This is a genomic window from Streptomyces caatingaensis (assembly GCF_001187435.1).
Classification (GTDB): Bacteria; Actinomycetota; Actinomycetes; order Streptomycetales; family Streptomycetaceae; genus Streptomyces; species Streptomyces caatingaensis.
Genome location: NZ_LFXA01000017.1, coordinates 228,375 through 240,205, shown reverse-complemented (window position 1 = coordinate 240,205; position 11,831 = coordinate 228,375). Strand labels below are relative to the sequence as shown.

12 protein-coding genes and 2 pseudogenes are annotated in these 11,831 nt (G+C 68.6%); 6 read left to right on the top strand and 8 right to left on the bottom strand.

Features of this window, described 5'->3' with window-relative positions:
* The first annotated feature begins 2 nt into the window (after positions 1–2).
* The 3 genes and pseudogenes from AC230_RS23470 (at position 3) to AC230_RS32735 (ending at position 2,229) form a co-directional block, all read left to right on the top strand.
* Positions 3–518, top strand: coding sequence for a DUF2247 family protein (locus tag AC230_RS23470; RefSeq protein WP_049718327.1), 516 nt, complete (start codon positions 3–5; stop codon positions 516–518).
* Between the two features lie 84 nt (positions 519–602).
* Positions 603–1,303 (top strand): annotated as a pseudogene (locus tag AC230_RS23465) (IS5 family transposase).
* A gap of 521 nt (positions 1,304–1,824) precedes the next feature.
* Complete coding sequence (locus tag AC230_RS32735; RefSeq protein ID WP_157868645.1) at positions 1,825–2,229, top strand: hypothetical protein; 405 nt, start codon at positions 1,825–1,827, stop codon at positions 2,227–2,229.
* Between the two features lie 546 nt (positions 2,230–2,775).
* Here the strand turns inward: AC230_RS32735 and lepB are convergent.
* Together lepB and AC230_RS32730 are read right to left on the bottom strand one after the other, a co-directional pair.
* A pseudogene (gene lepB, locus AC230_RS23455) lies at positions 2,776–3,525 on the bottom strand (signal peptidase I); the annotation flags it as partial.
* Positions 3,526–3,617: 92 nt separating this feature from the next.
* The gene (locus AC230_RS32730; protein ID WP_049718324.1) at positions 3,618–3,932 is read right to left on the bottom strand and encodes a hypothetical protein; all 315 of its coding nucleotides are present in this window, start codon (positions 3,930–3,932) and stop codon (positions 3,618–3,620) included.
* Between the two features lie 142 nt (positions 3,933–4,074).
* Here AC230_RS32730 and AC230_RS23445 point away from each other — a divergent pair, with 142 nt between their 5' ends.
* Entirely contained in the window at positions 4,075–4,896 is an 822-nt protein-coding gene (locus AC230_RS23445; RefSeq protein ID WP_049718323.1) for a helix-turn-helix domain-containing protein, read from the top strand.
* Complete coding sequence (locus AC230_RS31435; RefSeq protein WP_078871522.1) at positions 4,893–5,084, top strand: DUF397 domain-containing protein; 192 nt, start codon at positions 4,893–4,895, stop codon at positions 5,082–5,084. Before AC230_RS23445 ends, AC230_RS31435 begins: the two co-directional genes overlap by 4 nt.
* Here AC230_RS31435 and AC230_RS23440 read toward each other — a convergent pair.
* From AC230_RS23440 to argC, 6 genes are all read right to left on the bottom strand, one after another.
* Positions 5,023–6,069, bottom strand: a complete 1,047-nt coding sequence (locus AC230_RS23440) for a hypothetical protein (protein WP_049718322.1) — start codon at positions 6,067–6,069, stop codon at positions 5,023–5,025. The two genes, AC230_RS31435 and AC230_RS23440, sit on opposite strands and share 62 nt — an antisense overlap.
* A 79-nt stretch (positions 6,070–6,148) precedes the next feature.
* Positions 6,149–6,694: an arginine repressor gene (locus AC230_RS23435; RefSeq protein WP_049718321.1), complete on the bottom strand. Its 546-nt coding sequence runs from the start codon at positions 6,692–6,694 to the stop codon at positions 6,149–6,151.
* 59 nt (positions 6,695–6,753) lie between these two features.
* A complete protein-coding gene (locus tag AC230_RS23430; protein ID WP_049718320.1) occupies positions 6,754–7,941 on the bottom strand; it encodes an acetylornithine transaminase in 1,188 nt (395 codons plus the stop codon).
* The gene (gene argB, locus AC230_RS23425) at positions 7,938–8,846 is read right to left on the bottom strand and encodes an acetylglutamate kinase (RefSeq protein ID WP_049718319.1); all 909 of its coding nucleotides are present in this window, start codon (positions 8,844–8,846) and stop codon (positions 7,938–7,940) included. The genes AC230_RS23430 and argB overlap by 4 nt, the downstream gene beginning before the upstream one ends.
* Positions 8,843–9,994 carry a bifunctional glutamate N-acetyltransferase/amino-acid acetyltransferase ArgJ gene (gene argJ / locus AC230_RS23420; protein WP_049718318.1) on the bottom strand — a complete coding sequence of 384 codons (1,152 nt, stop codon included), beginning with the start codon at positions 9,992–9,994 and terminating at the stop codon, positions 8,843–8,845. Before argJ ends, argB begins: the two co-directional genes overlap by 4 nt.
* Complete coding sequence (gene argC, locus AC230_RS23415; protein ID WP_049718317.1) at positions 9,991–11,019, bottom strand: N-acetyl-gamma-glutamyl-phosphate reductase; 1,029 nt, start codon at positions 11,017–11,019, stop codon at positions 9,991–9,993. Before argC ends, argJ begins: the two co-directional genes overlap by 4 nt.
* Before the next feature lie 136 nt (positions 11,020–11,155).
* Here argC and AC230_RS23410 point away from each other — a divergent pair, with 136 nt between their 5' ends.
* Positions 11,156–11,812, top strand: coding sequence for a TMEM175 family protein (locus tag AC230_RS23410; protein WP_049718316.1), 657 nt, complete (start codon positions 11,156–11,158; stop codon positions 11,810–11,812).
* Positions 11,813–11,831 lie beyond the last annotated feature (19 nt).

Sequence of the window (11,831 nt, the reverse complement as noted above, 5' to 3'; positions counted from 1 at the left end):
GTATGCGCGAGGTATGGCCCAGATTCAATGCAGATTCTTTCCTGGATCCAGGATTCCCTTACCCCGGGGAACTCGCCTACGGGTACCGCAACGAACTCATCGACACCCACCTCCTGACCAGGGTGATCGATGCACTGGGTCGAAATTACATCCCCCTTACCCCAGAGGAGCTGGAGATTACCATGCTCCTCTCGGATGAGGTGGATCAAATTCGACACCTTGCACTTCAACTAGCCAAGTACGAGCACAAAGAGTCAAGTAAAATCTGGCAGTACTACTTTACGTCTGCCACGGTAGGCGAGATTCGTGATCCGGTGGAGAAATTCGAAGCGCTCGACTCGATTTGGGCGGATCTGGGATACCCAGACGCGATGATTTACGTCCTCTACCCTGAGGAAGGGAAGCCGGCGCACCTGCACCCGATGCTAGGTGAGAAAGCTTTGTCCAATTTTCTTGCACGATGGAGCCAATCACTCGCACAAAGGGAACCCATGAAGCGGTTGCGCGCGAGCGAATAAGGCCCTACTCCTTGGGGACCCGCCGATTCCAGCGGGCCCCCAAGGAGCGCCGTCACGCATGCACCTGACGCAGATGAACGCCCTTTGCCTCCGTCAGCGCCGCGGCCAGACGCAAGTCCCCACCTTGCAGGAACCGGAGCACTGCCACGTGGCGGTACCTGCCGCCGACGTTCGGGGGCCCGCCAGGACGGCACACCGCCGGTTCAGTGTCTGGACCCAGGCGGGGCTGTGGCGGCGGCTGCACCGGGGGGTACTGGACGAACTTGGAGCCCGGGGTGAACTCGACTGGACGTCGGTGATCGTCGATGCCGCTTCGGTGCGGGCGAGAAGGGGGGCCGCTGACCGGGCCGAATCCGGTCGACCGGGGCAAGTCCGCCAGCAAACTGCACGTCCTGACCGACGCCCGGGGCATCCCGCTCGCGGTCGCGGTGTCCGCCGCGAACACGCACGACAGCCTGGCCCTCAAGCCCCTCGCCCTCGGGATCCCGGCCGTGCGCTCCCGACGCGGCCCACGCCGCCGGCGGCCCGGCAAACTCCGTGCCGACAAGGCGTACTGCTCGAAGGAACACCTGCGCCGGCTGCGTCAACGCGGCATCCTCGCCCGCATCGCCCGTCCCGGCATCGAGTCCTCCGAACGGCTCGGCCGGCACCGCCGGAAGATCGAGCGGTCCATCTCCTGGCTGTTCGGCTGCCGCCGCCTCACCGTCCGATACGAACGCAAAGGATCCCACTTCCCCGCCTTCCTCGGCCTCGCCGCAAAGAAGCTCGCCAAACTCACCACGTGAGACAAGGTCTCAGCTCCATCGGGATACTGGCCACCACCAAGGACAGGACGACCATCCATGCGACCCACTATCGTCCTCCTCAGCCCCCCGCAGGACCACCAACGGATTGCGATGCGGATCCAAAATGCCGGCATCTACACCCAGGGGGCGACCTCCGATCGACTCGATCGAGGGGAGTACAGATTCGGCGTAGACACATCCGAGGGCGTCCTTAGAGGGTTCGACAAGGATGAGCTAGACGAAATCTCTCATAGATTCGACGGAGGCTTTCAGGCGATCCTGCTCGAATATTCTGGAGTGCGTTGCATTCGCGGCCTCCTCCGCGCGATACTCCAGGGGGCATCGGGCTTGCTGGACACCAACTACGGCGAACTGGTCGAGTACGAAGAAGTTCTAGCACGCTTTCTCCGTGAACCTCTTTGGGACTGGCGATCTACAGCAGCCGGGTAAGCATGAAACGTGCTGGCAGCAATGCAGAGAGCAGGTCAGGCAGACCCTGATGACGCAGAGGAGAGCATCGGATGAGCAATGAGCGAAAGCTGGCAGAGTTTCATCTGTGGACCTTGGCCGTTCTGAATCTGCTCGGCGCGACTCCAGGCCATCAAGCGCAGTATCTGCAGGAAACAAGGGTAGGAGCAGATGAGCTCTTACTCCAACTCGATGACGTACTGCATGTAGCTCGTGCCAGGTTGAGCGATGGCTCACTTACAAGGAAGGACTACCTATCACTGCTGGAAGTCGCTGAAGCTGCGGATTCTCTAGACAGTTCACCAGGTTCCGTCTACACGGACGCCGCCCTCGAAACGTCATCCGAGTGGAGAAACCTACGGACAGCAGCCAACTCGGCAAAGGCAAGCCTGGAGAAAACCTGGGACTTAAATTTGGAAGACCAGAACGTGTTCGACCTACAGCATCATGGTTGCTGACCATGAAACGACTGAGCGGCCGCCCTGTCTGCCACGGGGAATTACCGCTCAGCCGTCGCGCAACAGAATCGCTCCGCGACTCATCGACAGTGACCTGCTTCCCGCAGCGCGGGTTGCGAATCGCCGGAACCGCTCACAGGAGTGAACCTCTTTCATTTGGAGGAGAGGTGACTTCTTGGAAGTTCTTGCCGGGGGAGATACCGATCACGGGAGATTCCCTGTACTCCCAGCTCGCGGGGTCTCGCAGCAGCTGGTCAAGCTCAAGCCCTTCGACCACCTCACCCTCGTCCCAAGCCGGCATCTGCGGTCCCACATGCACCATGACCCAGCCTCTCTCGGACCAGCAAGAAATGATCTCAGTGAACGTCGGGACGTGGCGTCGCCATTCCTCTTCATCTTCGCTCTGAGCCCAGTCCGCCAGGATCGAGAACAGCGGAGACTACTCACAGGCGTTGACCACGACGCACTCTTCTTCGGCAGTGATCCAGTCCATGCGCTACCCCTTACTCAGGTTGAACTCTTGGAGCGTCAGCGGCCGGCATGGGTCGGCAGGGTGCTCCAGTGGGTGGGAGGCCAGGCTACGGTGACGGCGCGGCCCACCACGTCCCCCACCGGGACCATGCCCCGGTTCTTGTCACCCTGGTGGTAGCGGGAGTCCTCCGAAGCCTGACGGTGGTCGCCCATCACCCACACTTTTCCCGGAGGAACCGTGATGGTGAACTGGCCGCCCCGCTCGTCGACGCTGCACGGGGTATTGCCGTCGTAGACATACGGCTCCGCGAGCGGCTTGCCGTTGACCTTCAGCGGGCCGGTGCCGTGGCACTCGACCGTGTCTCCCGCCACCCCGATCACCCGCTTGATCAGATCCTTCTCATCGGCGGACGGCATCAGCCCCACGTACCCGAGAGCCTTCTGCAGGGCGTTCGGATGCGGTGTCGGCTCGTTCTTGAGCCAGCCCTCCGGGTCGTGGAAGACCACGACCTCGCCACGCTGCGGTGTCGAGCCGAACCACGGGGTGAGCTTGTCGACCAGCACACGGTCCCCCACCTGCAGAGTGTTCTGCATCGAACCGGAGGGGATGGAGAACGCCTGCACCAGGAAGGTCTTGATGACAAGCGCCAGCACGAGGGTCACCACCGCGAGGACGGGGAGCTCCTTCCACAGAGGGCGGCGTTTCGAAGACCGCGAAGTCCGCCGAGACCGCGAGCGCTTCCGGGACTTGGGGGCATCCGGTGGGCACTGATCCCCTGGATCACCCTCTCCCTTGGGCCGCGCCCCCTCCGTCACATTGCTCACGCCCGTCTCCCTGGTCGATTACCGTACCTCTTCGACCCCACAACGAACGGGAGTTCCCGACGGACCGACAGACCGCACGTCCAGGGCTGCTATCAGGCGTGCGCCTGGCGCAGGTGGATGCCCATGGTCTCGGTCAGCACCACCGCCAGCCGCAGGTCCCCCGTCTGCAAGGCGGCCGACCGCTCCCGGCGGATCTGCTGGCACCGCTCGCAGCGGAAGGGCCAGGGGGCGGGGGCCGTGGGCTGGACGTCGCAGGGGAGCGCCTCCCAGGTTTCGTCGCCGGAGAGGGCGCGGAGGTGGAGGCGGCCGGCGGTGGTGGCGGTGACCTCGCCGATGCGGTCGCGGCGCGCGTCGTGGACCAACTCGCCCACGGCGGGGGTGCGCTGGGGTGGCGAGGGCATGGTCATGGTTCGTACCTCTCGGGGGGTCGTTCGTTCCGGATCGCCTTCCAAGCATCTGTGCGCAGCGGTAGCGTCACCAGTGGTAACTGCTGTAGAAGAGCCGGGCCGGTTGCAGGGTTTCCCGGCTTCAACGGAGGGGCGAACGCACGTGCCCGCACCAAAGCGGACCGAACCGACGAATCTGAACGAGTGGTTCGGGCGCAAGATCCGCGACTTGCGCGAAGCGCTGGGTTGGACGCAGGCGAAGCTGGGTGAGGAGGTCCGGCTCTCGGGGAGCCGGATCGCCCAGTTCGAGCGGGCGGAGGACGTTCCGCCCAGGGATATCGTGGAGTTGCTGGCGGAGGTGCTGCCCGACGGGGGCATCCTGTTGGAGGTGCACCCCTTCCTCAAGCGCGCCTGGTACAAGAAGTGGCCCGAGGAGATCGCCGACGTCGAGGCACAGGCGCGGAAGATCCAGCAATTCTCGTTCGTCGCACCGGGGCTGCTCCAGACGGAAGAGTACGCCGCAGCGATTCTCGGCAGTGGAACCGCCTTCTTCGGCGGGGACCTCAACGAAAAGGTCGCGGCGCGTATGGCTCGTCAAGCCGTGCTCAGCAGCGAGACTCAGCCTTGGCTGTGGTGCATCATGGACGAATCCGCGCTGTACCGGCGTGTCTGCTCACGGGAGGGCATGCGCAACCAGTTGCTGCACCTGCTCAAGATGGCCGAGCAACCTCGCATCCGACTCCAGGTGCTGCCGTTCAGCGAGAACCGCGTCGTCGTATCGGAAGCAGGAAGAGTCCTGCTGTGGACACTTGCCGACGGCCGCATCGCCGCATTCAGGGACGACTACGAGGACGGGTGCTTCGTCACCAACCCCAAGAAGGTCTCACAGCTGGTCAACTACTACGACCAGCTGCATGCGGACTCCTTGAGCACCCATGCGTCAATGGACTTCATCCACAAGGTAATTCAGGATCAGTACTCATGAGTGCAACCTGGCGCAAGAGTTCGTACAGCGACAACATACAAGAATGCGTGGAGATCGCCGACACCTGCCCCGGCCCGATCCGCATACGCGACAGCAAACTGGACCACGCCACCCCCTCCCCCTGCATCACCGCGACCCCGTCCCCCTGGACCACCTTCCTCCACGCCCTCCGGGCGAAGAAACGGTGACCTGGGGGTGCCCCCTCTGGGGGAGGGGCTGGGGCACACCCTCCCCCCGACGGCCGACCCGCCGCACCGCAACCGCCAGCACCACCACCGCCCCCGCGGCCAGCACCCCGTTCGCCGCGTAGTCCACCGCCCCCTTCCCTCCGGCCGCCGACTCCGGCACCTCGAAGAACCCGGTCCACGCGTAAGCGAGCAACGCCCCGCCCGCCAGGGCGAGCCGATGGCAGGGGCTCCACGCGCACCGGTGGCCGATGACGGCGGCCGCGGTGACGAGGGCGAGGGCCGCGGTGGCGGACCACCAGCCGGGGAGGGAGTCCGTGAAGAGGAAGAGGCTGCCGGCGATGAGGGTCGCGGTGCCGAGGACCCAGGGGGAGACAGTGGCGGCGCGGGGGCGCGGCCGGGGACGGGCCAGGGCGTAGAGGACCAGCGTCACGACCGCCACAGCCGTGGCGCCCAACTGCCAGGGGGAGGCGACGAATCGCTCGTCGGTGTAGTTGCCGTACCACACCAGCGCGCAGCCGCCCGCGAAGACGAGCCCCGTCACCGCGAGCCCGGTCCGCCCGAGCCACGGCCCGTCCGCCCGTTCCGCCGGAAGCAGCGACTCCACAATGACGATGCCGACGTTCGTGCTCCACACGGCGTGCATGGTCACCACGGACACCGTCAGCCAACCGCCCACGCCGAGGCCGGGAATGCAGGTGGCGCCCATCAGGTCGTGGCCGGCGTAGTGGCGGTTGAAGAGCATCTGGTCGACGAGGCCCTCCTCGATCAGCCCGTAGGCGACGCCCAGGAGCAGCATCGCCCCGTGGCCGCGTCCCGCCCGGCGCGCGCATTCGCGTACGAGGAGCGCGCCCGCCCCGTACATCGGGGCGAGCAGCGGCAGGAGCAAGCCCATCTCGGGGACGGTCAGGTTGCCCAGCAGGCATTCGCCGATCAGCGGGGCGAGGAGGAAGAGCCCCACGGCCGGGGCTGCGCGGAGGGCCGTCATGGTCTCAAGGGTTCCCGGGCGGCCCCGGCGTGCGGAAGCGCCGAAGGTCTACGGTCGGTGCGACTTCCGTCGACGAGGGTCAGCGTTCCTTCTGGGCGAGCCGCAGCAGGTGGTCGGCCAGCGCCTGGCCGCCCACCGGGTCACGGCTGATCAGCAGGACCGTGTCGTCACCCGCGATCGTCCCGATGATCTCGTGGACGCCCGCCTGGTCGATCGCCGAGGCGAAGAACTGCGCCGCGCCCGGCGGGGTGCGGAGCACGACCAGGTTGGCGGACGCCTCCGCCGAGATCAGCAGCTCGCCCGCCAGCCGCGCCATGCGCGCCTCCGTGGCGGACTCGCCGAGGGGCGCGCGCGGCGTGCGGTCGCCGCCCTCCGAGGGGACGGCGTAGATGAGCTCACCGCCCGTGTTGCGGATCTTGACGGCACCGAGCTCGTCGAGGTCGCGGGAGAGGGTGGCCTGGGTGACGGTCAGGCCGTCGTCGGCGAGCAGCCGGGCGAGCTGGCTCTGGGAGCGGACGGCCTGCCGGCTGAGGATGTCCACGATCCGGCGGTGGCGCGCGGTGCGGGTCTGCGGCACGGCCTGTCCGCTGTGAACGGGCTCGGTCTCCTGCGGCGCCTCGGTCATCGTCTCGTCAGTCTCCGGATCGTCGTTCTGCTGGGGACGTCTTCGTCCCGCCGCGCCCCTCACGCGGTGACGGCGGAGGCGGCGTCGAGGACGCCGGGCAGTGCCCGGAGGAACGCGTCCACCTCATCTTCCGTGATGATCAGCGGTGGAGCCAGCCGCACCACATCGGGTGCGACCGCGTTCACCAGGAGGCCGGCTTCCTGCGCCGCCCGCTGCACGTCCGGTGCGAGGGGCTCGGAAAGGACAATACCCAGGAGCAGGCCCGCGCCACGGACGTGGTCGACGAGGGGGTGGCGGAGCGCAGCGATCCCGTCACGGAGGAGTGTTCCCTTCCGCGGGACGCCGTCGAGGACGCCATCGGCGGCGAGGGTGTCGAGGACGGCGAGGGCGGCGGCGCAGGAGACGGGGTTGCCGCCGAAGGTGGAGCCGTGCTGACCGGGGGTCAGCAGGCCGGCGGCGGCGCCGAAGGCCAGGGTCGCGCCGATGGGGAGGCCCCCGCCGAGGCCCTTGGCCAAGGTGATCACGTCCGGTTCCACGCCCTGGGCGAGGTGGTCGAACCAGTGGCCGGTGCGGCCGATACCTGTCTGGATCTCGTCCAGGACGAGGAGCGTCCCGGTCGCGCGGGTGATCTCGCGGGCGGCGGCGAGGTAGCCGGCGGGCGGGACGACGACGCCGTTCTCGCCCTGGACGGGTTCGAGGACGACGAGGGCGGTGTCGGTGGTGACGGCGGCGCGCAGGGCGTCGGTGTCACCGTACGGGACGTGGGTCACCTCGCCGGGGAGCGGAAGGAACGGTCCCTGTTTGGCGGGCTGTCCGGTCAGGGCGAGGGCGCCCATCGTGCGGCCGTGGAAGCCGCCCTGCGCGGCGACCATGTGCGTGCGCCCCGTCCGCCGTCCGATCTTGAACGCGGCCTCGACCGCCTCGGCACCGGAGTTGGAGAAGTAGACGCGGCCGGGGCGGCCGGCGAGGGCGAGCAGCCGCTCGGCGAGCGCCACGGGCGGTTCGGCGACGAAGAGGTTGGAGACGTGGCCGAGGGTCGCGATCTGGTCGGAGACGGCGCGGACGACGGCCGGGTGCGCGTGACCGAGCGCGTTGACGGCGATGCCGCCGACGAGGTCGAGGTACGGGGTGCCGTCCGCGTCCCAGACGGTGCTGCCCTCGCCGCGGACGAGGGGCACGCGCGGGGTGCCGTAGTTGTCCATCAGGGCGCCCCGCCAGCGCTCGGTCAGTTCGGTGTTGTTCGTCATCGGGTGTCCCCCTGCCCGTCCGGCACGACCATCGTGCCTATGCCCTCGTCGGTGAAGATCTCCAGCAGGATCGAGTGCTGGACGCGGCCGTCGATCACCCGCGCCGTGCCGACGCCGTTGCGGACGGCGTGCAGACAGCCCTCCATCTTGGGGACCATGCCGCTGGACAGCTCGGGGAGCAGTGCCTCCAGCTCGCTCGCGGTGAGGCGGCTGATGACCTCGTCGCTGTGCGGCCAGTCCGCGTACAGGCCCTCGACGTCGGTGAGGACCATCAGCGTCTCCGCGTTCAGCGCGGCGGCGAGCGCGGCGGCGGCGGTGTCGGCGTTGACGTTGTAGACGTGACCGTCGTCGGAGCTGCGGGCGACGGAGGAGACGACGGGGATGCGCCCGTCGTCGAGCAGGGCCTCGATCGCGCCGGTGTCGATGGCGGTGATCTCGCCGACGCGGCCGATGTCCACGCGCTCGCCGTCGACCTGGGCGTAGCGCTTGCCGGCGCTCATGGTGTGGGCGTCCTCGCCGGTCAGGCCGACGGCGAGGGGGCCGTGCCGGTTGAGCAGGCCGACGAGTTCGCGCTGCACCTGTCCGGCGAGGACCATGCGGACGACGTCCATCGCCTCGGGCGTGGTGACCCGCAATCCGGCCTTGAACTCCGAGGCGATGCCGAGGCGTTCGAGCTGGGCGCTGATCTGCGGGCCGCCGCCGTGGACGACGACCGGGCGCAGTCCGGCGTGCCGGAGGAAGACGACGTCCTGGGCGAAGGCGGCCTTCAGCCCGTCGTCCACCATCGCGTTGCCGCCGAACTTGACGACGACCGTCTTGCCGTGGTGCCGGGTGAGCCAGGGCAGCGCCTCGACGAGGATCTGCGCCTTGGGAAGGGCGGTGTGCTTCCGGGTGGGAGTGCTCATGAGGAGTAGGCGCTGTTCTCGTGGACGTAGTCGGCGGTGAGGTCGTTGGCCCAGATGACGGCGGAGGCGTCGCCCTCGGCGAGGTCGGCGGTGATCCGTACCTCGCGGTAGCGCATGTCGACGAGGTCGCGGTCGTCGCCGACGGAGCCGTTGCGGCAGACCCAGACATCGTTGATCGCGACGTTCAGCCGGTCCGGGTCGAAGGCGGCGGAGGTCGTGCCGATCGCGGAGAGCACCCGGCCCCAGTTGGGATCCTCGCCGTGGATGGCGCACTTGAGGAGGTTGTTGCGGGCGATGGAGCGGCCGACCTCGACGGCGTCGTCCTCGCTCGCGGCGTTGATCACCTCGATGCGGATGTCCTTGCTCGCGCCCTCGGCGTCACCGATGAGCTGACGGGCCAGGTCGTCGCACACCGCCCGGACGGCCTCCGCGAACGCCTCGGGGGCGGGAGTGATCCCGGACGCGCCCGAAGCCAGCAGCAGCACCGTGTCGTTGGTGGACATGCAGCCGTCGGAGTCGACCCGGTCGAAGGTCGTACGCGTCGCACCGCGCAACGCCTCGTCCAGCCCGGCCGCGTCCACATCCGCGTCGGTGGTCAGGACCACCAGCATCGTGGCCAGCCCGGGGGCGAGCATCCCCGCCCCCTTCGCCATACCGCCCACCGTCCAGCCGTCACCCTTCGCCACGGCCGTCTTGTGCACCGTGTCCGTGGTCTTGATGGCGATGGCGGCCTTCTCGCCGCTGTGCGGGGAGAGTTCGGAGGCGGCCTTCTCGATACCCGGGAGGAGCCTGTCCATCGGCAGCCGGACGCCGATGAGCCCGGTCGACGCGACGGCGACCTCGCCCGCGCTCACGCCCAGGACCTCGCCGGCCTTCTCGGCGGTGGCATGGGTGTCCCGGAAGCCCTCCGGTCCGGTGCAGGCGTTGGCACCACCGGAGTTGAGGACGACGGCGGCGACCTGCCCACCCCTGAGCACCTGTTGGGACCACAGGACGGGGGCGGCCTTGACGCGGTTGGCGGTGAAGACACCCGCGGCGGCCAGCCGGGGCCCCTGGTTGACCACCAGGGCGAGGTCAAGGCCGCCGCTCTCCTTGATCCCGGCGGCGATCCCCGCCGCCGTGAACCCCTGCGCTGCCGTCACGCTCATGGCGCCACTCCCATGGTGGAAAGTCCCAGCCCCTCGGGAAGACCGAGGGCGATGTTCATGCTCTGCACCGCGCCACCCGCGGTGCCCTTCGTCAAATTGTCGATCGCGCTGACGACCACGATCCGCCCGGCGGACTCGTCCAGCACGGCCTGCACCTGCACCGCGTTCGACCCCACCACCGCACCCGTCGACGGCCACCGCCCCTCCGGCAGCAACCGCACGAACACCTCGTCGCCATAAGCCCTCTCGAAGGCGTCCCGCACGGCGCCGGCCGTCACCCCGTCCCGCGCCTTGGCGCTGCACGTGGCGAGGATGCCGCGTGGCATGGGCGCGAGCACGGGGGTGAAGGAGACGCCGACCCGTTCCCCGGCGACGGCCGACAGGTTCTGCACGATCTCCGGGGTATGCCGATGCGCACCCCCGACACCGTACGGAGTCATCGACCCCATCACCTCGCTGCCGAGCAGATGGGGCTTGAGCCCCTTGCCCGCCCCCGAGGTCCCCGAAGCCGCGACGACCACGGCCTCCGGCTCCGCCAGATCGGCCGCGTACACGGGCCACAGAGCCAGTGACACCGCCGTCGGATAGCACCCGGGAACCGCGATCCGCCGCGCCCCCCTCAACACCTCACGCCCACCCGGCAGTTCAGGCAGACCGTACGGCCACGTCCCCGCATGCGCGGACCCGTAGAACCGCTCCCACTCCCCCGCGTCCACCAACCGGAAATCCGCCCCACAGTCCACGACCAGCACATCCGGACCCAGCTCGGCCGCGAGCGCCGCCGAAGCACCGTGCGGCAACGCCAGGAAGACGACGTCATGCCCGGCCAGCACCTCGGGCGTGGTGGGCTCGACCGTCCGGCCGGCGAGCGCCGGCAGGTGCGGCTGCAGTTCGCCGAGCGGCCTGCCCGCGCTGGAGTTCGCGGTCAGGGCGCCGATGGTGATCCCGGGATGCCCGAGCAGCAGACGGAGGATCTCCCCGCCCGCGTACCCACTGGCTCCGGCGACTGCCGCTCGTATTGCCATCTCGCCTCACGCCTCCTCGGTGATGGCATGACTATACGAAGCAAAGAAGTTTTATGCAATGCACGGCTCCCGAGATCGGGTGACGCCGAGGCGTGGCCGCGGGCGGTCGGCGTGGGCGCGTCCTAGCGTGGCCGGCATGGCTGGGACCGGTGCGGGTGGCGTGGCGGACCGCGGCGAGGCGGCGGGAGCGGAGAGCCCCGAGCGGCTGGTCGCCCTGTCCGACGGGATCTATGCGATCGCCATGACGCTCCTCGTCCTCGACCTCTCCGTCCCCGGCGGGCTGAGCGAGCCCGGCTTCCGGCACGCGATGCGCCAGGTGTGGCCCCACCTCGGTGCCTACGCCCTCAGCTTCGCCGTCCTCGCCGCCCTGTGGCGCGATCAGCGGTGGCTTCTCCAGCAGGTGCGGCGGGTGGACATCCTCACCGTGCGCCTGACGCTGGCCGGCCTCGGCGCGGTGGCCCTGGTCCCGTTCCCCACCGCGCTGCTGTCCGAGTACGGCGGCCGGGAACCCCTGGCCGTGTCCGCCTACGCGGCCGTCATCGCCCTGATCAGCCTGTTGCACCTGGCCGTGTTCCTGACCGTCTGGCGGCGCAGCGGCCTGCAGGCCCGGCCGGTCCCCGACCGCGTCGGACGCGTCACCGTCACCGAGCTGGGGGCGGTCTTCCTGGTCTGCGCGGCGTCGGTGGTCATGGCCTTCGCCGTCTCTTCCCGGGCAGGGCTGTGGACCTGGCTCGTGTCGATCCCTCTCAAGCACGCGATCCGCGGGCGGATCCGAACGCATCGCCGCATCTGAACGGGGCGACCGGCCGGCC